This is a genomic window from Marinomonas foliarum (assembly GCF_016906065.1).
Classification (GTDB): Bacteria; Pseudomonadota; Gammaproteobacteria; order Pseudomonadales; family Marinomonadaceae; genus Marinomonas; species Marinomonas foliarum.
In genome coordinates this window covers 2,799,534-2,823,877 of sequence record NZ_CP070273.1, presented here as the reverse complement: position 1 = coordinate 2,823,877, position 24,344 = coordinate 2,799,534, and the positions used below count along the sequence as shown (strand labels likewise).

At 43.4% G+C, this 24,344-nt stretch carries 20 protein-coding genes; 14 read left to right on the top strand and 6 right to left on the bottom strand.

Going from position 1 to position 24,344, the window contains the following annotated elements; genetic code table 11:
* Nucleotides 1–16 precede the first annotated feature (16 nt).
* Nucleotides 17–1,300: an urea ABC transporter substrate-binding protein gene (urtA, locus tag JSY38_RS13110; protein WP_205113563.1), complete on the bottom strand. Its 1,284-nt coding sequence runs from the start codon at nt 1,298–1,300 to the stop codon at nt 17–19.
* An 840-nt stretch (nt 1,301–2,140) separates the two neighbouring features.
* On the opposite strand from urtA, the gene JSY38_RS13105 reads away from it, so the two are divergent.
* The gene (locus JSY38_RS13105; protein WP_205116820.1) at nt 2,141–3,481 is read left to right on the top strand and encodes a Na+/H+ antiporter family protein; all 1,341 of its coding nucleotides are present in this window, start codon (nt 2,141–2,143) and stop codon (nt 3,479–3,481) included.
* Between the two features lie 12 nt (nt 3,482–3,493).
* On the opposite strand, the gene JSY38_RS13100 is transcribed toward JSY38_RS13105, so the two are convergent.
* A complete protein-coding gene (locus JSY38_RS13100) occupies nt 3,494–3,967 on the bottom strand; it encodes a GNAT family N-acetyltransferase (RefSeq protein ID WP_239543971.1) in 474 nt (157 codons plus the stop codon).
* A 93-nt stretch (nt 3,968–4,060) separates the two neighbouring features.
* Here JSY38_RS13100 and JSY38_RS13095 point away from each other — a divergent pair, with 93 nt between their 5' ends.
* The gene (locus tag JSY38_RS13095) at nt 4,061–5,155 is read left to right on the top strand and encodes an MBL fold metallo-hydrolase (protein ID WP_205113561.1); all 1,095 of its coding nucleotides are present in this window, start codon (nt 4,061–4,063) and stop codon (nt 5,153–5,155) included.
* 66 nt (nt 5,156–5,221) lie between these two features.
* Here the strand turns inward: JSY38_RS13095 and JSY38_RS13090 are convergent, their stop codons facing one another.
* Entirely contained in the window at nt 5,222–6,115 is an 894-nt protein-coding gene (locus JSY38_RS13090) for a LysR family transcriptional regulator (RefSeq protein WP_205113560.1), read from the bottom strand.
* 195 nt (nt 6,116–6,310) lie between these two features.
* Here JSY38_RS13090 and JSY38_RS13085 point away from each other — a divergent pair, with 195 nt between their 5' ends.
* Nucleotides 6,311–8,272, top strand: a complete 1,962-nt coding sequence (locus tag JSY38_RS13085; protein ID WP_205113559.1) for a ligand-gated channel protein — start codon at nt 6,311–6,313, stop codon at nt 8,270–8,272.
* Between the two features lie 160 nt (nt 8,273–8,432).
* Here JSY38_RS13085 and JSY38_RS13080 read toward each other — a convergent pair whose 3' ends face one another.
* A complete protein-coding gene (locus tag JSY38_RS13080; protein ID WP_205113558.1) occupies nt 8,433–9,809 on the bottom strand; it encodes a glycine--tRNA ligase in 1,377 nt (458 codons plus the stop codon).
* Nucleotides 9,810–10,080: 271 nt separating this feature from the next.
* Between JSY38_RS13080 and JSY38_RS13075 the strand changes: the two genes are divergently transcribed.
* The 3 genes from JSY38_RS13075 (at nt 10,081) to JSY38_RS13065 (ending at nt 11,751) form a co-directional block, all read left to right on the top strand.
* Nucleotides 10,081–10,521 (top strand): DUF3429 domain-containing protein, encoded by a 441-nt coding sequence (locus tag JSY38_RS13075; protein WP_205113557.1) that lies wholly within the window; start codon nt 10,081–10,083, stop codon nt 10,519–10,521.
* Between the two features lie 83 nt (nt 10,522–10,604).
* The gene (locus JSY38_RS13070) at nt 10,605–10,997 is read left to right on the top strand and encodes a thiol-disulfide oxidoreductase DCC family protein (protein WP_205113556.1); all 393 of its coding nucleotides are present in this window, start codon (nt 10,605–10,607) and stop codon (nt 10,995–10,997) included.
* A 28-nt stretch (nt 10,998–11,025) separates the two neighbouring features.
* Nucleotides 11,026–11,751, top strand: coding sequence for an SDR family NAD(P)-dependent oxidoreductase (locus tag JSY38_RS13065; protein ID WP_205113555.1), 726 nt, complete (start codon nt 11,026–11,028; stop codon nt 11,749–11,751).
* 24 nt (nt 11,752–11,775) lie between these two features.
* Here the strand turns inward: JSY38_RS13065 and JSY38_RS13060 are convergent, their stop codons facing one another.
* Nucleotides 11,776–12,483 carry a DUF1826 domain-containing protein gene (locus tag JSY38_RS13060; protein WP_205113554.1) on the bottom strand — a complete coding sequence of 236 codons (708 nt, stop codon included), beginning with the start codon at nt 12,481–12,483 and terminating at the stop codon, nt 11,776–11,778.
* Between the two features lie 285 nt (nt 12,484–12,768).
* A complete protein-coding gene (locus tag JSY38_RS13055; protein WP_168822450.1) occupies nt 12,769–13,029 on the bottom strand; it encodes a DUF5062 family protein in 261 nt (86 codons plus the stop codon).
* Between the two features lie 262 nt (nt 13,030–13,291).
* On the opposite strand from JSY38_RS13055, the gene JSY38_RS13050 reads away from it, so the two are divergent.
* The 8 genes from JSY38_RS13050 (at nt 13,292) to JSY38_RS13015 (ending at nt 24,339) form a co-directional block, all read left to right on the top strand.
* The gene (locus JSY38_RS13050; RefSeq protein WP_205113553.1) at nt 13,292–13,981 is read left to right on the top strand and encodes a GntR family transcriptional regulator; all 690 of its coding nucleotides are present in this window, start codon (nt 13,292–13,294) and stop codon (nt 13,979–13,981) included.
* Nucleotides 13,982–14,009: 28 nt separating this feature from the next.
* Nucleotides 14,010–14,888, top strand: coding sequence for a methylisocitrate lyase (gene prpB / locus JSY38_RS13045; RefSeq protein WP_205113552.1), 879 nt, complete (start codon nt 14,010–14,012; stop codon nt 14,886–14,888).
* Nucleotides 14,889–14,904: 16 nt separating this feature from the next.
* Nucleotides 14,905–16,044, top strand: a complete 1,140-nt coding sequence (gene prpC / locus JSY38_RS13040) for a bifunctional 2-methylcitrate synthase/citrate synthase (RefSeq protein ID WP_205113551.1) — start codon at nt 14,905–14,907, stop codon at nt 16,042–16,044.
* 66 nt (nt 16,045–16,110) lie between these two features.
* Nucleotides 16,111–17,598 carry a 2-methylcitrate dehydratase gene (gene prpD / locus JSY38_RS13035; protein ID WP_205113550.1) on the top strand — a complete coding sequence of 496 codons (1,488 nt, stop codon included), beginning with the start codon at nt 16,111–16,113 and terminating at the stop codon, nt 17,596–17,598.
* 468 nt (nt 17,599–18,066) lie between these two features.
* Complete coding sequence (locus JSY38_RS13030) at nt 18,067–20,043, top strand: methyl-accepting chemotaxis protein (RefSeq protein ID WP_239543970.1); 1,977 nt, start codon at nt 18,067–18,069, stop codon at nt 20,041–20,043.
* Between the two features lie 93 nt (nt 20,044–20,136).
* On the top strand, nt 20,137–22,230 hold the full coding sequence (locus JSY38_RS13025) for a tRNA(Met) cytidine acetyltransferase TmcA domain-containing protein (RefSeq protein ID WP_205113548.1): 2,094 nt from the start codon (nt 20,137–20,139) through the stop codon (nt 22,228–22,230).
* A gap of 269 nt (nt 22,231–22,499) precedes the next feature.
* Nucleotides 22,500–23,492, top strand: a complete 993-nt coding sequence (locus JSY38_RS13020; RefSeq protein ID WP_205113547.1) for a TRAP transporter substrate-binding protein — start codon at nt 22,500–22,502, stop codon at nt 23,490–23,492.
* Between the two features lie 169 nt (nt 23,493–23,661).
* Complete coding sequence (locus JSY38_RS13015; RefSeq protein WP_114412391.1) at nt 23,662–24,339, top strand: TRAP transporter small permease; 678 nt, start codon at nt 23,662–23,664, stop codon at nt 24,337–24,339.
* The last annotated feature ends 5 nt before the right edge of the window (nt 24,340–24,344 follow it).

Here is a 24,344-nt window from a genome sequence, read left to right as displayed (position 1 = left end):
CTGGGGATGGGTCAAATTAATAATTCTGACCAGAACACGACTTGGTTTTGGTGTTGTAGTTACCGCACTTAATCGGCGCCGTCCAATCTGAAATCAGATCTTTAGAACCTGGTAAGAAGTCAGACCACGCATCACCCGCCACCACGCCATCGGTTTCCCAAACCACTTCAAACTGACCATTGTCTTGGATCTCGCCAATTAGCACAGGTTTGCTCAAGTGATGGTTTTTGTTCATTACCGCAACACCACCGGTTAGATTTGGCGTTGTTTGGCCGATCATGGCTTGCTCAACCGCATCAACATCTGTTGTGCCCGCTTTCGTTACTGCGTTCGCCCACATTTTGAAACCGATATAAGTGGCTTCCATTGGGTCGTTGGTTACACGATCAGAGTTTTTAGTGTAGGCATGCCACGCTTTAATAAAGGCTTCGTTTTCTGGTGTTTCAACACTTTGGAAATAGTTCCAAGCCGCCAAATGACCAACCAATGGTTTTGTATCTAAACCAGAAAGCTCTTCTTCACCAACAGAGAAAGCCACAACAGGAATGTCTTCAGATGAAATACCTTGATTACCCAATTCTTTGTAGAAAGGTACATTTGCGTCACCATTGATAGTAGACACCACGGCAGTTTTCATACCTTCGCTACCGAATTTACTGATGTCAGATACGATAGACTGCCAATCAGAATGACCAAATGGCGTGTAGTTGATCATGATGTCTTTTGCTGCAACACCTTTGGCTTTTAGGTACGCCTCAAGAATTTTGTTGGTGGTACGAGGGTAAACGTAATCTGTTCCAGCGAGCACAAAGCGCTCTACGCCAAGATCGTTCATCAAATAATCCACCGCAGGAATCGCCTGTTGGTTTGGCGCAGCCCCTGTGTAGAACACGTTTTTAGACGACTCTTCGCCTTCGTACTGAACTGGGTAGAACATTAAACCGTTCAACTCTTCCAATACTGGCAATACCGATTTACGAGAAACCGATGTCCAACTACCAAAAATCACATCCACTTTGTCTTTGGTTAATAACTCGCGACCTTTTTCTGCAAACAATGGCCAGTTTGATGCTGGGTCAACCACCACAGCTTCGATCTTCTTACCTAACAAACCACCCTTTTTGTTTTGCTCATCCACCATCATCAAGACAGTGTCTTTTAGCGTGGTTTCAGAAATCGCCATGGTGCCAGACAAGGAGTGCAACACACCGACCTTAATTGTGTCTGCTGCCAGCGAAGGAAGCGCAATAAGCGTTGCACCAGAGAGCACAATCGCAGAAGTAAGCGTTTTGATTTTCATAGTTGGAGCCGTCCTATTGTGATTTATAATATTTTTGAGTCTTCAGGTGAGGTTTTTAGAAAACCTCTAATCTGTAGAGCCAGTATTAAAAAATCACTGAAAGAAAGGTATGCGCGAAATGACTTAGCCCTATACGTCAAATGACGTATAGGGCGGTTTTGTTCCCTCCCCTTTCTTCAAGCAAAGGGGTCTTCATACCCCTTTTCACCCCGGCCTTGCCAATTGTAAGGTAGGTCGCGGCTTTAGCCCGACGGGGAATTTAAGCTCCATTCGAACGCTTTGTATTCCCAGCCTTTATTCCGCTCTTCAATTCAGAAAAAGGCTAAACGGGTAACTTTTTGCTAGCGCCCAAAAACTTCAGTTTAAAGAAAAGCAAAAATTCGCTTTAAGATAGATTGCCTAGTAAACCCTTTTGTATAAATATTTATCTTCTGACCTAACGTGTAGAAGGCATAGATTGGACTGACATAACACTGTCCGAAGCGGCAAGCAAAACCTTTTATGGGCGAGTGAATTAATAGACATTCGCCGTTTTGTGTTCACTTTGGGTGTCTCTCTACCTAACATAGTTAGTTGCGAAACATTTCCTCGATAAATCCGTTTACAGTTGATCGATTAAAAATTAAATTAGTCGCGTTATTTTCTGTGAATAGGTCTTTGCTCAATCCTTCTGCCGTGCTAACGGCGCTGCCTATCTCTTCTCCCCAAATACAAAATGTGGATGCTATGAACGAAAACGTTATGAATGTGCCTAATAAGCCACCATTAAAGGTGATGGCTATTGCCTGTGTGGTTTGTTTAATCTTAGGTTTTGGAATTCTGAATCCTGGTAGTTTGCCAATTAACTCTGTGGTGTTGGCGATTGGACTGATGATTTTCCTTTGTGTTTCGCGAGTGCCAGTTACGATTGCTTTGATTGCTTCCGCTTTAGTGGGCGGTTTGCACAGTGGATTGTCTACTGAAGAAGCCATTGCCGCGATCAATGACAATTTGTTGGTCGGCTCACAAGTTGGTATGACCTACATTATGGTGGGTGCTCTTGCGGTTGCTCTTGCTCGCAGCGGTGTGCTCGATTTACTCGCTAGAAAGTTGGTGAGCATGCTGGGCAATGAAGATACAAAACACCAAAGTAAGGTGAAGTGGCTGCTTTATGGAATTTTCATGGTTGCTTCGATTTTGTCGCAAAACGCGGTGCCTGTTCATATTGCGTTTATTCCCGTGATGATTCCCCCACTGTTGGTGATTTTTAATAAATTACGCATCGACCGCCGCGCCATTGCCTGTGTATTAGCGTGCTCTATCAGCTCAAGTTATTTGTTGTTACCAACTGGCTTTGGGGCGATTTTCTTAAATGAAATTCTGCTAGCAAACGTCAACGACGTTGGTTCTGCCTACGGTTTAGCGGTGACGGCTGACATGGTACCAAAAGCAATGTTTTTGCCGGTGATGGGAATTCTTGCGGGTATGTTGGTAGCGGTGTTTTTCTCTTACCGCAAACCGCGCGACTACACAACGAATGACGTTGCCTTAGAACATCTAGAGAAAACCAAAGACACGGTAATCAAACCATTTCAATTGGTGATGACGCTGATTGCGGTTGCGGTCACTTTGGTGTTTCAAGTCACTTTTGATTCATTGCTTGTTGGCGCCATGCTTGGCTTTATGATTTTATCCCTTGCCGGTATTTTCCGTTGGGACCAGCAAGACGATGTCTTCACGCAAGGCATGCGCATGATGGTGCAGATTGCAGTGATTATTACCATCGCGTCTGGCTTTGCTGGCGTTTTGGAAGCAACTGGGGAAATTAAGCCTTTGGTACAAGCCTCGGCTGAACTGATTGGTGATCACAAAGCGCTAGCCGCTGCGATAATGTTGATTGTTGGCTTGTTCATTACCATCGGCTTTGGTGACTCCTTTGCCAGTGTGCCGATTCTAGCGCCCATTTATATTCCCCTTGCTCTGACGCTAGGCTTTTCGCCAATGGCAGCCGTCGCCTTGTTAGGCGCTTCTGCAGCATTGGGTGATGCTGGCTCTCCTGCGTCGACTATCACTCTTGGCGCGACCTCTGGCCTCAATGCCGATGGCCAACACGATCACGTGCGTGACTCGGTGATTCCTACCTTTATGCACGCTAACTTTGGCATGGTTATTTTTGCTTGGATTGCCGCAATGGTTCTATAAGCAACACACGCCTCACACCAACGCCTTGACCATAATGTGCTGTGGACCCGCAGCACCGCCATGGTAAAGGGTGTTGGTGTCTTCAAACCCACCCTTTAAATACAGTCCCTTGGCGATAGGATTTTGACAATTTACCGTGAGGTAGATTGTTGAATGATTAGGATAAGCTTCGCTTAGGTAGTTTGATAACGCCAAGATCGCCTGTTTTGCATAACCTTTTCCCTGATACTTTTTGTCAATAAAGAAGCTACGCAGGCCGATTGAATGAGATTGACTGACAAAGTCATATTTTTCTGCGTACGTGGTATCGATCAAAAAGAAGCCAACTATTTGATCCTCTGTGAAAATAACATGGGGACGTATTTGCGCATTGGCATTTTTTAGAATGTCATCAATGCTACCAACAAACTGCTTCTGCGCTTCCACAACACCCAGTGTAATAACCTCTGCTAGGTGTTGAGTCGTCATCTTTTCAATAGTAACCATATCCATCCTTCTAATTCTTTTCTTTTTTATTGTGTTGTTTTTATTCCATTAGCCCAAATTATAATCAACTATCTAATTTAAAAGTGGTGTTCTATGTTTTTCATCAAGCTTGTTGCTGCCTTGATCGTTATGCTGGGTCTGGCGATTTATATCGTAAATAATAGTATTAAGGCAAAAGTGAGCCCTATTGAGGAAGTCACGTCTGCTCCTTATGAAGGCTTGAAGTTTCATAATACTGCACCACGTAACCCTATGTCTTTTTCTGATACTGCGGCGTTATGGGTTCGTTTTTTTACTGAGAAAAAAGTCGACACCACACCAGATATTAATATTCCGTTACGACCTGTTAGCCGAGCCGATTTAGAGGCGCTGAGTAGTGATACGCTGCATATGGTTAAACTTGGTCATTCTTCTATTTTATTAAAAGTCTATGGAGAGTATTGGCTGATTGATCCTGTATTCTCGGATCGTGCATCACCGTTTCAGTTTGTTGGACCAAAACGATTCCACCAGCCGCCAATTAGTTTAGAAGATTTACCTCCTATCGATAAAGTCTTGATTTCCCATAATCATTACGATCATTTAGACAAAGCGAGCATCAAAATTTTGCTCGCGAAAACGCAACAGTTTCTGGTGCCAAAAGGAGTCGATGGGGATCTCATTAATTGGGGAGTCGAGGCCAATAAAATTGTTACATTCGATTGGTGGCAAGAACTTCAGACTCGCCAAGGTTTGGTTGCCTTTACGCCTACACAACATTTTTCTGGTCGTGGAATGGGCGATGGCAATGCCACCTTGTGGGGATCTTGGGTCATTAAAACGCCACAAGAAAGCGTTTTCTTCAGCGGTGATTCTGGCTATTTTTCAGGATTTAAAGAGATTGGCGACAAGTACGGGCCATTTGATCTCACCATGGTAGAAACAGGCGCTTACGATAAAGACTGGGCGGATATCCATATGAAGCCAGAGGAAAGTATTCAAGCACATATGGATTTACAGGGTAAAGTGATGATGCCAATTCATAATGGCACTTTTGATTTGGCGTTTCATACCTGGCATGATCCGTTTGATCGGGTAGTTACTGAAGCTGAGCGTCGTGAAGTGACGTTAAGCACTCCAGAATTTGGTCGTATATTTTCCATTATCGATTTGCCGCCGTTAACGCCTTGGTGGCAACAGGCACCTTAATCAGCCCACCTTTCGTCAGACCTCGGCGCTTTGCTATCTTCTGATAACCAAGCGCTGAAACTATCGTCAATAAAATGCTTTCGCTTCTTCTCGTAGATATTGGATCAGTGTCTGCATTTTTTTGGGTAGGTGACCAAAAGGATATTGCAGATAAACCGGAAGTGGCTTGCCCTGCCATTCAGGCAAGCACGAGACAAACACTTCAGGATGTCGTTTTATATGTTTATCTGCAAAATAATGGGGCAATAAGCCAACGCCTTTACCTTGAATAATAGCTTCTGCATGCAAAATATATTGGTCTACCGTAAGACGTGATTGCGGCAGATCAAACGATACATCGCCCTCTATCTCATGCTCTAGGGTGATGTTGTTTTGTTCATTCTTTAAGGTATCAACCCAAGCGTAATGATTAAGCTCTGTCGGATGATTTAACATACCAATGCGTTCCAAATAGTCTGAGCTGGCATACAAACCTTGGCATAGAGCACCAATCTGCTCAGATCGTAACTGTTCATTAACCGGCTCACCAACCCACACGCATATATCGTTGCTTTTTATTTCTTGGAACAACTGATTGCCAGTGCGGACTTCAATATTGACCTGAGGAAACTCTTCTAGGAAATCAAACATGAGTCCCGAAAACCAACCTCGAACTAGCGTTGTGTGAACATACACAACTAACGACCCACTAATTTCATCTTTCAATTCTTCAACCGCTTTGTGTCCTTCATCGGCGACATGGAGCAGTTTTTTGGCAAAAGGTAAAAATTTTATACCCGCTTCGTTGGCAATCAATCGATTGGCTTGGCGGCGTAATAAGGGTTGCTTCAACGCCTCTTCTAAGTGGCTAATGCGGCGACTTAACGTGGATTTTGATACACCAAGCTCCTGTGCACTATCCTTAAGGTTGCCTGTCTCCATAACGGACACAAACGTCCTCACTTCATTTAAATCGTACATTTACTTTCCCTTGACTCATTTTTAAATGCCCTAAACACGGACCCTTTTTAAAAGTTGTTGCAAAAAAAGGAACAGAGCGTATCAACACAAAAAAATCATATTGCTAGATAATACAAATGATAAGCATTCTTAATATCTTTTAGAACTTAATTATACAAAATTAGTTCCAACACAACTATGGAGAAATTGTTCATAATGGCCCCTTCAGCTCGCAATTATAAACTTACAACACTGGCAGCGTTAATCAGTGCTACCACTTATTCAGCAACGCTATTAGCAGAAGAGAATACTGTTGACCTAGATAAATTGGTTGTGTCGGCTTCTGGGTATGAGCAACAAATCACTGATGCCCCTGCGTCTATCACTGTCGTTACCCAAAAAGAGCTTGAAAAGAAAGCCTATAGAGATGTCACAGATGCCTTAAAAGATGTGCCTGGTGTTATGGTAACAGGCGGTGGCTCATCAAGTGATATCTCCATGCGTGGAATGAGCGGCAAATACACTCTTATACTTGTCGATGGAAAACGCCAAGGCTCACGTGAGACAAGACCAAATAGTGATGGTCCAGGTATCGAGCAAGGCTGGACGCCACCATTATCTGCTGTTGAGCGCATCGAAGTAATCCGTGGCCCAATGTCTTCACTGTACGGCTCAGATGCGCTTGGTGGTGTCATTAATATCATCACTAAAAAAGTACAAGATAAATGGGGTGGTGAGCTGTCATTAAGCACAACACGTCAAGACAGTTCAGTGTCAGGAGATAGCCAACAGGCTGACTTAATGCTGAGCGGCCCTTTAATCAAAGACAAACTCGGCTTACAACTTTATGGTCAAATTTCACAACGTGATGAAGACGATATTGCTAATGGCTATGCAGATCAAGAAATTACAAATGGTACAGCTAAACTTTCTTGGATTTTGTCAGAAAGACAAAATCTAACCTTTGAAGCTGGCAAAGAAACACAAAACAGGACGGTCAGCTTAGGAAAATCTGCGGGAGGAAGGGCATCATCTGATAGTGATGTTGAGTACGATCGTGAGCATTATGCCATCACACACAATGCAAAGGTAAGTGGCAACCACCTTGAAACTTACCTAACTCACGAAGAAATCAACAACCCTAGTCGCGATATGAACTATCAAAATACGGTACTAAACAACAAAACAATACTTCCATTCGACGCTCACATATTGACCCTTGGTGGACAATTCGATTATCAAAAGCTAAAAGACGAAAGCAACACTCTTTCGAATGGACTGAACGAGCTTACTCGTTGGAACACGTCATTATTTGTAGAAGATGAATATTTTGTCACTGACGATCTCTCTGTGACAGGCGGCTTACGTTATAACGAAGATGAAAACTACGGTTCCAACGTATCACCACGACTATATAGTAACTGGACTTTTGCACCTGACTGGACACTTAAAGGTGGTATCAGTACAGGTTACCGTTCACCTGATCTTCGTCAAGGAACAGATGGCTGGGGACAAGCAACAGGTGGTAATGGCGGAAACGCTGTAATACTAGGTAACTCAGACTTAAAGCCAGAAGAAAGTACCAGCCACGAAATTGGCCTTTACTGGGATAATCAGCGAACTACACAAATCAGTGCAACCATCTTCAATACAAATTATAAAGACAAAATCACAGAGCGAGAACTATGTAACTCGGCTTGTAACTATCAAGGCCACATCTATGATTTCACTAGGGACCGCATAAACGTCGATCGAGTAGTAATGCGAGGAGTTGAACTTACCTTTTCACATCAATTCACAGAAACAGTGTCTTTAGCAGCGAACTACACCTATACAGACTCAGAACAAAAAACGGGTGATTTTGCCGGAAAACCATTAAATCGTCTGCCAGAACACATGGCTAATGCAACACTAAACTGGGATACAACACCTAAGCTAACTTCTTGGACTCGCGTTAACTACCGAGGATCATCTAGTGAAGGTTTAGGCCGCACATCAATGGAGGAAGCAATCCCTTCCTATACCTTTGTAGATACAGGCATCAGCTACAACGTAACCAATGCAGTGTCTGTTTATGCGGGCGTATACAATTTGTTTGATGAAAAAGTAGATTATGATACTTACAACAAAGTATTAGATGGTCGTCGCTATAATGCTAAAGTAAAAGTAGTCTTCTAGTTTATGCTTTTTTGAATTTCCCTTTGTGCTAAATGCACACAAAGACCGTAACCTAGCTTGCGGTCTTTTTTTGTCTTCACTTTTTCCATCAGACCAAATCATAGACGAAAAAAAACCACGACGCTCAAACGAGTCGTGGTTTTTAGGTCATCAACAAAAATTAGTTTTGGTTTATGAAATAGTTAATCACGTAAGCAGGCAGTTCTGCCGCTGGCACAACGATTTGTTCCATTGTGTCACGATCACGAACCGTCACTGGTGCACCTTCTTGTTCGATAGAATCGAAGTCGACGGTGACACAGATAGGCGTACCTACTTCGTCATGACGACGGTAGCCTTTACCTACGTTACCTGTGTTTTCATAAAGAATGCGACCAAGACCTAGTTTCTGCAGCTTGTTCTTCAACTCTTTCGCAAGCGCAACGATCTCTGGCTTGTTCTTCTTAAGCGGCATGATAGCAACTTTGATCGGTGCTAGATGCGGTTTGAACTTAAGCACTGTACGAGTCGAACCGTTTGGTAGTTCTTCTTCTGTATAAGCTTCTGTCATTACAGCCAATAGGCCACGATCTAGACCAGCAGAAGGTTCGATACAGAAAGGAACTTCCCATTTGTTCGCTTCAAGGTCACGGATAGCCAACTTAGCTGTGGAATGCTCGTTCTTTTTCACTTTTGCAGAAAGACCAAACTCTTCTTGTGCTTTCGTGTGAGAGCCTAGATCGTAATCGGTACGGTTCGCAACACCTTCTAATTCTTCAAAGCCATGTGGAAACTTGTACAAGATATCTACAGTAGATTTAGAATAATGAGCTAGATCGTCACCTGTCACGTATTCAAACTGGATATTTTCTTCGGCAAGACCTTGATCTAACCACCACTGTTTACGTGCTCCAACCCAGAATTCATGCCATTTCTCATCTTCACCTGGCTTACAGAAGAACTCCAACTCCATTTGTTCGAATTCACGAACACGGAAGATGAAGTTGCGTGGTGTGATTTCGTTACGGAAAGATTTACCAATCTGTGCGATACCGAATGGCAAAGTACGGGAAGTCGAGTCAACCACGTTTTTGAAGTTCGTGAAGATACCCTGTGCTGTTTCTGGACGAAGATAAGTATAAGACTCTTCGTTCACCATTGGGCCAACGTTGGTTTTAAACATCAAGTTAAAATCACGAGGCTCGGTCACATTGGTAGAACCACAGTTGTCACAGACTTTAATATCTTTCATGTGGTCAGCACGCATTCGAGATTTACACTCATGGCAATCTACCATTGGATCGGTAAAAGTATCCTCATGACCAGAATATTTGTAGACGTGTTTGTTTTGAATGATCGCAGCATCCAAACCCTCTACATCGTCGCGCTCATAAACCATGGCGCGCCACCAAGCGGCTTTTAGGTTGTTTTTTAATTCAATACCTAGCGGACCGTAATCGTAAGCACCTTGCATACCACCGTAGATTTCACTGCCTTGGAAAATAAATCCGCGACGTTTACATAGGGAGACGAGTTCATCCATTGTTTTAGCTGGCATTTCTAAACACACCTTAAGCAAAATTCGTTAAATAAGGACATGAGAGCCAATTTGGCATCATGTTCAAGTAATGATAGCCGACCATTGTACTCGTTGACCCAATTTCGCTCAATGGCGATTCTTGATTAGAGCACTACAAAAAACTTTACACTTATTTGTACATAAATAGGATAAAACAAGGATATAAAGTACTGTTTTAAAGTCTATTTTGTTAGATAATTCGCATTGTTTTCATATTTATATTTTTCGGTACTTTTTCAAAGGTAACAACATGCGTTTTTATAAGTCTGTAGTGGTCACTCTCGCTACATTGAGCATAGTTCCATTTATTTTAGCCACTTATTTGAATCTTTCTCACAGCACTCTATTTGGTAAAACTGGTGTAACAATTTTTGCAACCTATGGAGCCATTATCCTGAGCTTTCTCAGTGGTATTATTTGGGGACGAGTAATAGAGCAACCGGAAAGTGGTGCCGGTAAAATATTATTGATTTCCTCTAATATCGTTTTGCTCTCAGCATGGTGCTCGTTACTGCTGAATACACCTGAATTGTCAGTCGTATTGCTGTTGCTAGGCTTCATTACTCTTTTCTGGCTAGAAGCAAGATGGTTGAAGCCATCCTATGTAAACAAAGCCTATTTGACGCTCCACTTTGGCATTACATCGCTCGTCTGTATTATGCATTTGCTGGTTTTATACCCGCATTATTAATAGTGCTAGCTTAAACAAACTGATCTAAGTCTCTTTCCCAAACGTATCATTACTCGACAAACTCACTAAAAGAGTAATGATACATGCTAACCATTTTCTACGATGGCCATTGCCCTCTTTGCGCTGCAGAAATGCGGACACTTCAATCCTTAGATACAAAAAAAAGACTGCAACTAGAAGACATTCACGCAGATAATTTCACGGAGAAATTCCCGCATATTGATCCAGTTGAAGCGGATAGATTACTTCACGGCCAGCTGACCAATGGAAAGATTATCCAAGGATTAGACGTCACGTGTCTTGCTTGGAAACTAGTAGAAAAACACAAATGGATGCAGGTCCTGCGCTGGCCAGTCATTCGCGTTTTCGCAGATATGGGCTACAAGGTATTTGCACGCTATCGCCACCAAATATCATCCTTTGTGACTGGCAAACCTCGCTGTGAACTCTGTGAGAAAGATCGCTGTGATCTTTAATGCGTTACCATTGATTTAGGAGCATCATATGTCATCTTTTTATGCGCTTGTGATTGGCGCCAGCAGTGCCATTGCTCAAGCTACTATAAAACGATTTCAAGAAAACCAAAACTGCCTTGGTATCTTTGCCATCAGCCGCGCTTTACCAAGCGAAGACACTGCCAGTAAAATACATTGGTTTGAATCAGACTACAGTGAGGCGAGTATTCAAAAAATTTGCCAAGCGCTTTCTGGTTATTCAGGAAGAATTACCAAGGTATTGATTTGTAATGGCATATTACACAACGATAGCATGACGCCGGAAAGGAAGTTAGAAGAGATAAGTGCCTCTCAGTTAGCAGCCGTTTTACACTCAAATACTATCATCCCTATGTTGTGGCTCAGCCGTTTATTACCAATTTTACAAGGCGAAAAAAATACCCAAGTGGCACTTTTCAGCGCTCGCATTGGCAGTATTTCAGACAATAAAACTGGAGGTTGGTACAGCTACCGATCCTCAAAAGCAGCTCTAAATATGCTGATTCAAACCAGCTCAGTGGAATACGCCCGAAGAGCCAAAAACGTCAAGCTCATCGCTTTTCACCCTGGCACCACAGACACTCCATTATCTAAACCATTCCAGCGATCTGTCCCAAAAGATAAGCTCTTTACAGCAGATTTTGTGGCGACACAGCTTTTATCCATTATGGAAAATGTCACCATGGACAATAAAGCCGCTTATCTTGATTGGAACAATCAAGCGATTGAGTGGTAATAACACCTGATAACTTTCAATTTGCTAAATCATATCCAAGCTTAAAAATAAGCGCTTATTTTCAAGACTTGCGGATGGCGAACGATGCACAACACCTCTCCCCAAAGACGTTGGCCACTCGTCTCCCTTCATTAAGGCTACATCACCCACCTTTAATCTATTAATACGCCCTTTTTCGTGTAAGCCGCTGTTGTGATCAGTCACATGACCACCCAGTCCTAGGCGGTCTCTAATTACGTGGGCTTCATGCAGCCATTCACTGCCACTTCCGGCATACGTCGATACTAATCGGCAGGGAATTTTATCTACGTGGAAGCGTGGACACATTGCACTGGACAAAACATTCAACCGCAAACCGACTTCTTCAAGGTCAAATAAGCATGCGAACATATCAACTAATAGAGTCACATCCTCCAGAAACAGATCCCTATCTTGACCTTCGGGCAAAAGCTTCCTTAACATAGTATTTAAGTACTCTGAGCTTCCCTGAGATTTAAAAACGAAGTCAGGCGAAGACTCCAATAAACTCTCAGTATATTGCGAAATATGCCCGAGGGGTCTTTGCCAAACCGCCATGCTGATGTGGTTTTGATAAATATCAGCAAGCACCTCTTCATGAGAAGACTTAACAACACTCAGCAAGGCTGGCTTTTCACCTGAGTCCTCTTGCTTTAAGCCCTTCATATCAATCAAATTATAATGACTACTTTTCAAATCAACCGATTGTGGCATTCTTTGCAGACTAAGGTTTCCCCTCACAACAACATCCTCTCAATATATATAAGCAACAATTTAAATGTTACGTTATAACATAATTAAAATAAAGTATAGAAATACGACAAACAAGTCCACGTTCTCGTAAATATTGATATAGAAGAAAGAAATAGGATGGTGATCTTTTATGAGAAGAAGAAGAAGAAGAAGAGGAGGAGAGAAAATTAAACACAAAAAATCACGTCACCATAATTGATGCATGAAGTGAGAAACACGATACCTTTGGCGATTAGCGCCTTATTATTACTTCAAAAGAGGATCGTCTTTAGGTAATAGCTTTTGAATCCACAACGCAAGTTTGTGCTTCATGCTTGGCAAGTCTTCTTTATCCGCTGGCAATGCCACCACCAGCTTATCCAATACCAATAATCGATAAATTGCTTCGGTTTTTTCATTGGCCGACATGGTTGAAGAAAAGCCTGCGTAGCCACGTTTAAGCGCATAATTTTCGCCAACCTGAATGGCTTTTTTACTAAGAGCGGCTTCATTTTTAATTTTTTTCATGGTGTTCCTTATCTACTGGTGCATCACACGATTTCCTCGACTCTATCAGTTTTTTATCACCAACCCAGCATTTCAAACAAATAAAGGTAAAAAACACCTTAATAAACATTCTGTTAGCTGTTTCCAACATCTAGATAAAACACTTAAGTACGACCAAAGGATAAGAGCAAATTCAATTTATTGTCGACAATCTACCTTGATAAACCGCTAAAACCAGACTATAACTAGCAATATTGTTAACAACAAAGTATTTCGTCTTCTTATGAACAACCTTATTTCTATCAAATCTGCGACACTGTCTGAAGACATCGCCCAACAGCTCACTAATGCCATTGTGCAAGGACAGATCCCCCAAGGGAGCAAGATATCTGAACCAGAGCTCGCCAAACAATATGGCGTTTCCCGCGGGCCATTAAGAGAAGCCATCGTGAAATTAGAAGGTCTTGGTCTTGTCACCCGCACCGCCAATGTGGGTGCTCGTGTTATAGAACTGAACACTCAAGATATGCTCGACACCTTCACCATGCGAGAAGCATTAGAAGGCATGGCCGCTCGCTTAGCCGCCAGCAAGATGCCATCAGATGAAATAAACAACTTGTATGCATTGCTCGATAAGCACCAAGCACACCTAGATGCCAATCAAGACGAACATTACGTGCAACAAGGCGGCAACGACGATTTTCACTTACGCATCATTCACGCCAGCGGCAACGCCAAGCTTATTCGTTTATTGACCGAAGAACTGTATGCAGTGATTCGCATGTATCGTCGCCACACAGCCGACCAACGCAGCGATCCACGCCAAGCCTTACGAGAGCACAAAGCCATTCTCGATGCGATTGCCAATCACGAAGGTGATCTCGCAGAACTACTCATGCGCCGTCACATCAGCCGCGCCAGCCAGCTATTAAAGCAAGCGATGGAGCATTCCTCTGTCGCTTCCCGTAGTTAATTAAAATCGTTCTAAAGAGAGGAAAATAATGACAATACTTTCAGCAGGCGCCCGTTTTAGACAAGCCGTCGCAACCCAATCGCCACTGCAGGTTGTTGGCGCTGTGAACGCTTATTGCGCCATGATGGCAGAACAAACTGGTCATCATGCGCTGTATTTATCTGGCGGTGGAGTGGCGAACGCTTCCTATGGTTTGCCAGACCTTGGCATGACAGATTTACACGATGTGTTAGAAGACGTAAGACGCATTACGTCTGCCTCTAACTTGCCACTATTAGTCGACATTGACACTGGCTTTGGTGGTGCCTTTAACATCGCCAGAACCATTCAACAAATGGAAAAAGCCGGCGCGGCGGCGGTGCATATTGAAGATCAAGTCCAGCAAAAGCGCTGTGGTCATCGCCCCAATAAAGCCATTGTCAGCCAAGACGAAATGGTCGACCGTGTAAAAGCCTGCGTAGATGCGCGAGTTGACGACGACTTTGTCATCATGGCTCGCACCGATGCTCTGGCTGTAGAAGGCATGGAGTCGGCCATCGAACGCGCCATTGCTTGTGTGGACGCTGGGGCGGACATGATTTTCCCAGAAGCCATGATCACCTTGGATCAATACAAAGAATTTGTCGCTGCGGTGAAAGTGCCTGTATTGGCAAACATCACCGAATTTGGTGCAACACCGCTGTTTAGTAAAGAAGAATTAGCCAGCGCTGGCGTAGATTTGGTGCTTTATCCGCTCAGCGCATTTCGCGCTATGAACAAAGCAGCCCTCAATGTCTATCAGCATTTATTAAACGATGGCCACCAGCGCAATGTGGTCGATGAAATGCAAACTCGCAACGAGCTTTACGAATTTCTCAACTACCATGAATACGAAGATAAATTAGACGCACTTTTCTCTAAAAAATAAGAACAGGAGTAGGAAAATGGCTAAAGTACTTTCTGGCGCAGGCCTACGTGGCCAAAGCGCAGGCGAAACCGCACTCTGTACCGTTGGCAAAGCCGCTTCCGGATTAACCTATCGTGGCTACGATATCGATGTATTAGCAGACAAAGCCAGCTTTGAAGAAGTCGCTTATCTCTTGTTGCATGGTCAGTTACCTAATCGCACTCAACTGCACGATTATGAACAAAGATTAATGAGCTTGCGCAGCTTACCTGACGAGCTAAAAGCGGTATTAGAACTGATTCCCGCCAGTGCTCACCCAATGGATGTGATGCGCACAGGTTGTTCTTTTTTAGGCAACCTTGAACCTGAGCTGCCTTTTGAAAAACAACCTTCGTTGGCGTTACATAGTGCCGATCGATTAGTCGCAACGCTGCCAGCTATGGTGGTTTATTGGTATCGTTTCAGCCACGATGGCGTTCGCGTGAATACACACAATGCCAATGTGCCTTCCTTGGCAGGTCATTTTCTCACCATGCTGCATGACAAAGAACCAAGCGCCCTTCACACCCAAGTGATGAACGCCTCTTTGATCTTGTACGCTGAACACGAGTTTAACGCCTCGACCTTTACCGCTCGTGTTTGCGCTTCTACCTTGTCTGATATGTTTTCCTGCGTCACTGGCGGTATTGGCAGCTTACGTGGGCCTCTTCATGGTGGCGCCAATGAAGCAGCGATGGACATGATAGAACCATGGAAAACCCCAGACGAAGCCGAAGCGGCCTTGATGCAAAAACTCGCCAATAAAGAAAAAGTCATGGGCTTTGGTCATGCTATTTACAGTGAGCGAGACCCACGCAATGACATCATTAAAAAATGGGCCAAAAAGCTCAGCGAAGACGTCGGTGACGATCACTTATACGCGGTCTCAGAACGTTGTGAAGCCGTCATGTGGCGCGAGAAAAAACTCTTCTGCAACGCCGACTTTTTCCATGCCAGCGCTTATCGCTTTATGGGCATTCCCACCAAGTTATTTACGCCTATTTTTGTTTGCTCCCGTGTCACTGGCTGGGCCGCTCATGTCATGGAACAACGAGCTAAAAACCGCATTATTAGACCTAGCGCTGATTACACAGGGCCAGATCATTCAGAGTGGGTGGATATCGACGATCGTCATTAGTCCAACAAACAAACAAACAAACAAACAAACAAACACATGAGACCTTTGCGCAATTAAGGATAAGAAATGAGCAACAATGTAGATTTAAACAACCGCCCTGATTACGACCAAGTTATCCAAGATATCGCGGATTATGTACTGAACTTTAAAGTCGAAAGCCAAGAAGCCCTCGACACAGCACGTAACTGTTTAATGGATACCTTGGGCTGTGGTTTGCTTGCCCTACGCTTTCCAGAATGTACCAAACATCTTGGCCCCATAGTACAAGGCACAGTAGTGCCAAATGGTGCTCGCGTTCCAGGTACGTCTTTGTCCCTCGACCCTATAAAAGCAGCGTGGGATATTGGTTGTATCATTCGCTGGTTAGATTACAACGACACTTGGTTGGCGGCAGAATGGGGGCATCCTTCCGATAACCTAGGTGGCATTTTGGCTGTCGCCGATCACCTTTCACAAGTTCGACTGTCCAATGGCGAAAGCCCGATGACCATGCGTGAAGTATTAGAAGCCATGGTGATGGCCCATGAAATACAAGGCGTTATCGCCCTAGAAAACTCGTTCAACCGCGTAGGGTTGTGTCACGTGTTATTAGTGCGCGTAGCCTCTGTGGCTGTGGTGACTAAAATGATGGGCGGCGACAGAGAGCAAATCATGGCGGCGATTTCGCAAGCTTGGGTCGATGGCTCAGCTTTGCGTACTTACCGTCACGCGCCAAACGCTGGCTCGCGTAAGTCTTGGGCAGCGGGCGATGCCACATCTCGCGCAGTGCGTTTGGCCGATATGTCGATGCGTGGCGAAATGGGTATCCCCGGTGTGCTTACGGCCGATCAATGGGGCTTTTATGACGTGTCTTTCTCGAAAACCAACAAAGATCAAGCCATCAAGCCTGATGACCAACGTGAGTTTTCTTTCTCACAAGATTATGGCTCATACGTGATGGAAAACGTCTTGTTCAAGATATCTTTTCCAGCCGAGTTTCACGCTCAAACCGCTGCTGAAGCAGCCGTGATTTTGCATCCACTTGTGAAAGACCGTTTAGCCGACATCGATAAAATCGTTATTCGTACTCATGAATCGGCGATTCGTATTATTTCCAAATCCGGCCCATTGGCGAATGCCGCAGATCGTGACCATTGCTTGCAATACATGGCCGCGGTGCCATTGGCGTTTGGTAATCTGATCGCCGAGCATTATGAAGATGACTTTCATGCCGCCAACCCAATCATCGATGAGCTGCGCAACAAGATGGAGATCGTCGAAGACAAACACTTCACCGCAGAATATTTAGAAGCCGACAAGCGCTCTATTGCTAATGCAATTCAAGTGCTCTTTAAAGATGGCAGCAGTACCGAAGAAGTGGTGGTGGAATACCCGGTCGGACACCGTCGCCGTCGTGAAGAAGGCATTCCTTTGTTAGAACAAAAGTTTAAAAACAACTTGGCAACACGCTTCCCAAGCCGCCAATGCCAAAACATTTTTACGCTTTGCAAGGATCAAGCCGCTCTTGAAAGCACGGCAGTGAATCGCTTCATGGATTTATTTGTTATTGCGTAAACCATCGATGTCATCCAAATAAGCGCTGAATCACTCGGCGCTTATTTCTTTGCTTAAATCCACCTTCCTTAACTCTGCCTGTCATTTTGTATCTAGCCGATATACCACAAGAACAAAGCGATATAATTCGCACCTTCACCAATCGCTTACAAAGAGATTTATCTACGCTTAAGTCAGAATTATAGCCTTGTGGTTATAAAACACTCACAAGCCTACTTTCTAATACGTAAAGACAGCCTATCTATTATCGGTTCTTACCTTTGATTCTTTTCGCTCACAAAAAGCCACAAAAAGAAGAGTGTAAGGAAATTGTAACCAACACTTCTTACATGTATCTTTCACCGAAAATAAAAACAAGTCTCATACAGGACATTCCTCCCTATCCAAAAAATTGCAAGGATTCTTTGCTATATGATTTCTGTTTTTAAAAAAACCTCGCTACCAAAGCAGCTTAGTTTTGGTGCGTTCATGAGTATTCTCGTAATATTCACTTTGATTGTTTTAATTATTGATCGATTATTTAGCTACCAAATCAATGATATAGTCAGCAGCCATCAACAAAAAGAAGCCGCGCTTGTGGCTGAGCAGCTAGAAAGCAAATATCAACTTCTCACCAAAACGGCCAATCGTTTCAGCGGTATTTTAGTCAACCAACTTGAATCTATCTCAATCGATAATGAGCAAACTACGCTTATCAATAATCAGCTACCTCCTACTCTAACGTTGAATAATCAAGTCATTAATGAGAACGCAAAATTTCTAACCGACTTTGCTCATTCCGCTCAACTTGAAGCGAGTTTGCTAGTAAAAACAACTAAAGGTTTGGTAAGAGCGAGCACTACCCTAAAAGACTCAACGGATCGTATCGCCGCAGGTAGTATTGTTGACATACCCGCGGCTGTAAAAGCCCAGCAAACCAACACAGCCCAGATTGCTCAAACACTGTTGTGGAACAAGAAATACATTAGCCATTATGAGAATATTCCCAATAACCCAAACTTGATGATTGAACTGCTTATTCCTTATTCCGCAATTCTTGAATCGTCCGCCAAATCAATTAATGCCATGCAATTTGGAAAAAGCGGTTACATTTACGTCACTGACACTGGCAGTAATGAGGCAACCCTACTTATTCACCCAAGCTTGGCGGGAAAGAATCTCTATACGGAATTCCCTGAATTAAAAGATACCTTTAAAAAAATGTATCAAGAAGACAGCGGCATCGTGTCTTATGCATTAAAAATTGCCGGCAAAGGTGACAAGGCACGTTCATCAAAAGCGGTTTATCAGCATGTAAAGGGCTGGAACTGGGTAGTCACGTTGAAATCCTATAACGATGAATATCAAGAAGAAATTAATGGCATCATTTGGGCGATTATTGGTGTATGCGTAATAGCGGCACTAGTCTTGAGCGTCGTATTATGGTGGTTTATCCGCTATTCCTTAGCACCGTTAAAAGAAATATCTTCTGCGCTGAATCAGTTAGGTAAAGGCAATCTGTCTTTCCGCTTTGAACAGAAAAAAGATTCAGACAGCAAAAACGAAATCGACTTATTACAAAACGACTCGATTCGAATGCGTGATAACTTAATTAATCTTGTTAAGAACATTTTACGCTCCAGTCAGGAATTACTGGCATCAACGGAAGGCATTTCCAACGCTAATACTAACTTGCGCCAAAGCGCTACAGAGAGCCAAGATTCTAGCGCCCAGGTTGGGTCTGCTATCACACAGATAGCAACCTCTATTCAAGAAGTAGCTCAAAGCTCTAACCAAGTGTCTGAAGAATCGATTAACGCCAGAAAGCTAACAGAAGATGGTAACAGCGCAGTACAAACTGTAGAAGAGACAGTAAGCGCCCTATCTTCAGCGTTTAGCCAAGCCTCGGACACCATTCAGCAAGTAGAAGAAAGTTCAAAAAATATTGGAGATGTTGTTACTGTCATCAGCAATATTGCCGAACAAACCAACTTGCTTGCTCTTAATGCTGCTATTGAAGCAGCCCGTGCAGGCGAACAAGGACGTGGATTTGCGGTTGTTGCTGATGAGGTACGAGTGCTTGCACAACGCACACAGCAATCTACTGAAGAAATTCGCAATGTGGTTGAGAAATTGCAAAGCAATAGCCGATCTGCGGTAAATGACATGGAGCAAGGCCGTAACCAAGTCGACAACAGCGTACAACAAGCGAATTATGCTCATAGTCTTTTAACGAAGATTTATCAATCGATGCTAAACGTCGAAATGGGTATAAATAATGTTGCAGCGGCAACGGAAGAGCAAAGTGTCGCTTCAACACAGATTAATCAAAACGCGGAAGAGCTTCAGCAGTCGGCTATTGCCACCCTTGGACTTGCCAATACCTCCCAAGAGCACAGCCAACATATCCGTGAATTGGCCTCTCAGTTACAAAAAGACTTGGCAATCTTCACTTTGAAAAAATAACCTTTGAAAAAACAACCAACTTTGCATCAGCATTCGTTGGCACTTCCTTGTGGTCACAGTATGATAGTGTGACCACAAGGAAATTTTATTTATATGTCTGACTACCACCGCCATTGCTTTATTTTAAAAGGCTCGCTTTGCGAGGTTTTGTCAGAGTTTCTTCGTCTGTGTAAAAATTTCTCTGCACCGCTTATTGCTGCTCATGATGTGAGTCAATATGACGAATTACTTGTTCCACTCTTGAAAACAAAGCAAGTTAAAACTCGCTCTTTTAAACACACTAGACAAGAGCTCGGCAGTAATTATGACGCAGTTTTAGTGGATTTAACCCAAGGAGTCTCAGCAGGTGGCCTAGCTATTTTATCGGGCACAGTTCGTGGCAATGGCCTTTTTGCTATCGCTTTACCAAACCAAGACTGGTTGAAAATGGCCGACCAAGAGCTATCTCGTTACTTGCCTTGGCCATACGAGCCTGAACAGGTTTATTCAAATTTCAAACAGTATCTACTCGAACACTTAAAAAGCACTTCGCCTTTTCAATGGCTAGAGCCTCAGCAAGTCTCCTCGTTACCAGAACTGCCCCCTCTGAATGCCAATGCGCCACTAACACCAGAACAATCAAGTGCTCAATCATGTTTATTTGCTGAACAAGCACAATCTTACGTATTGATTGCGCCTCGTGGCCGCGGGAAATCCACCTTACTAGGTGATAGCTTGGCCAAGCTTTTAAAAGCGGGGAAACGTGTAGCAATTACTGCGCCCAACCAAGATGCCATTGTGAGTCTAAAAGCTCGGTTTGAAAGCCTCCTTGGATCGTCCAACGCCGAGCTGCCTTTCTATGCTCCTGACGCTCTAGTAGATGATTCAACGTATTGGGATTTTCTGTTTGTAGATGAAGCCTCAATGATCCCGTTACCTTTGCTAATGGCATTAAACCAAAAAGCCAATCACTGCCTGTTTAGTACAACGAATTATGGTTACGAAGGCTCAGGGAAAGGCTTTGGAATTCGTTTCTGCCGACATCTAGCATCACAAAAAACCACCAAGTCATTGGCGTTACAACAGCTTGTTTTAAGCCAACCTATTCGATGGGGGGAAAATGACCCACTGGAAAACTGGATAAACAACACGCTCTTGCTAGCACCTAAAGAGCAAGTAGAGCAGATAGTAAATACCAGTGTTTCAGTTAAGCCACCCAATGGCACAACCGCAAAAAAAATACTCACTGGTAAAAACTGGTTAGAAAACTCCGACTTACTCAACGATACTTTCCAATTATTAGTAAGCGCCCACTATCAAACGTCAGCAGATAACTTGCGCTGGATATTAGATGACCCATCCGTAACCAGCTTTATTTCGATGACAGCAGAGCAAATACACAGCGTTGCAATAGTAACTGAAGAGGGACATTTACCAGAAGACTTGAGTCTAGCGGTAATGCAAGGAAAACGCCGTCCTCGGGGACACTTAGTACCGCAATCGTTGCTCGCTCACGAAGGGCTAGAAAACGCTGGACAGTACGGCTACTGGCGTATCAGCCGTATTGCAACAGAACAGTCTCAGCAAAACACGGGGTTAGCAAGTCAGCTGCTGAGCTACATAGAAGAGTCGGCAAATAAACGCTGTGATTTTTTATGCTCCAGTTTTGCAGCGACACCCGATGTAGTGTCTTTTTGGCTCAAAAATGGTTACCTACCAGTTCGATTGGGAACAGCAAAAGATCAAGCTAGCGGCAGTTACTCAATCATGATGGTAAAACCACTAACAAAGCTAGCCACTCAGCAAGCAGCGAAATGGCATTCAGGGTTTATGGAGCAATTCTCAATGAACCTACTTTTACAATATGCCGATTTATCTATTGAGTTAATTTTACTTATTTTGAGACAGTACTCTTTCCATCAGACCGAAGTACCGCATTTCGTTAAGCTAACACAGCAAGATTCTCACAATATTGCGCTATTTGTAGAATATCACCGTCCTTTTGACAGTATTCGACCCACTTTCCTCAAGGCGACATTCAATCTTGCCTTACAGGGTCAATTAACACCTACAGAGCCAAGTCATCAGCTGTTGTTAGAAGCGGCATTAGGTAGAAATACTGAACAAACACGTCAAAGTTCGAACCTATCCGGTAAGAAAGCCATGCACCAGAGTTTCAAAAAACTCCTTTCAACTGTTCACTCATAAAATGGGTGGCCAACCACCCATTTAAATCTATTTCATGTGTGCAATCCCCCCGATTAAATGATTAAAGATCTTCACCAAAATTGCTAAGAATAAATTTAACTCAATAAATTCATACAGTTAGAATAAATCTAAAGATTTGGCACGGATTGTGTAAACAGTATGATAAGCACCACCTGTTTTGCTCTGCCTGCCTCCGATATGGACTTAGAGAAATATCAGGCTAAAAACCAGGTAAACAATAATAATTCAGTTTTTGGAGTCTTATAACAATGAAAAAAATCAGCCTTGCTCTTACATCTTTAGCTCTTGCTCTTTCTGCTGGTACAGCGGTAGCAAACTGTGATTCAGGTGAGCGTGTTGTTAAATTCAGCCACGTAACTGGTGGTACTACTCACCCTAAAGTGGTTGCTGCAAATAACTTCGCAGACCGCGTAAATAAAGAAATGAACGGCAAATTGTGTGTTGAAGTTTTCCCTAACTCCACATTGTTTGGTGATTCAAAAGAACTTGAAGCGCTACTTCTAGGTGACGTTCAACTACTTGCCCCTTCACTATCGAAGTTCGGTTCTTACACTGATAAATATGGTGTATTTGATCTACCTTTCATCTTTAAAGATATGGACCACGCCATCCGCTTCACTAAAACACCAGAAGGCAAAAAGCTACTTACCGAAATGGATGAGTACGCTGGCTTTGTTGGTCTAGGCTACTGGATGTCTGGTATGAAGTATTTTTCTGCCAACAAACCTCTTTTGGTTCCTAGCGATGCAGAAGGCATGAAATTCCGTGTACAAACATCTGATGTTGCAAAACAAATGATTGCAGCAATGGGCGCTTCGCCTCAAGCAATGGCATTTTCCGAAGTATACGGCGCCTTGCAAACAGGTGTTGTAGATGGACAAGAAAACACTTGGTCAAACATCTACACGAAAAAATTCTACGAAGTACAAGACAGTACAACTGAAACCAACCACCAGTTGTTAGCTTACTTGTTTATGACGTCTTCTGAGTTTTTGCAAAGCCTTTCTCCTGAAGACCGCGCTCAATTTACTCAAATTGCTGATGAAGTGACACAAGCAGCCAACTTGAATGTAAAAGCAGCAGAAGCGGCTAACCGTGAAAACATTCTAAAAGCTGGCGGCAAGATCAATACCCTTTCGCCAGCCCAGCGCCAAGAATGGGTCGATACTATGAAGCCTGTTTGGAAGCAGTTTGAAAGCTACATCGGTAAAGATTTGATTAACGCTGCTGCCGGCGCTTAATTCTTTTTTACCCAGCAGTAAGCTGACCCGAAAGGGTCAGCTTCTGTGGTTTTCATCTGGTTTTTTCTTGGCTTAATCTGCTCCGAGCAGATTACCTCCCAAAACCGACCAAATGCACCACTAACCTGCTTATTAATTTGTTCTGGTCCACTTAGTTAAGGAGACCCCCATGGCACTTTGGCCGCACCTTTATTTACTTATTTTTATTATTATTCTTTGGGCATTAGAGAAACGCTTCCCAAAAGTCATGGAACGGGCTGAAGAAAATCTACTAATGATCGTTATCTCCTCAATCATGGCGGTATCGTTCGGACAGGTTATTGCTCGTTATGGGTTTAACACGGGCTGGGATGCTGCACTTGAATTCAATACAGTCGCCTTCTCTTGGTTAATCCTATTGGGCATGAGCTACGGTATCAAAACTGGCCTTCACTTAGGTGTCGATATCGTTTTGAATGCAGTTCCAAAGCCAGTAACAAAAGCTATGTCTTTGTTTGGCGCAGCGGCCGCTATGCTATACGGACTTATCTTGCTCGACTCAACTTGGTTAGCAATGCTAGGTGTTGATGTGAGCGGTGGCGCAATCGAATATTGGTTGAAAATGTTCAAAATTGGCATAGGTTCAGAAGAACTCCGTTACCCTGAATTCGTACAAGAAATGTTTGGTTTGCGCCCACGCGTTCACCGTTGGATTGTTCTTGTTATTCTGCCAATTAGTTTGGCTCTACTTTCTTATCGATCTCTGCAAGCCTTTATCGATATCGCTCGTGGCAAACGTGCAATGTTGATCAGTGGCCATGAAGCACAAGATCTTGTTAAAGAAAATCAAAACGTCTTGAAAGACTAGGCGTA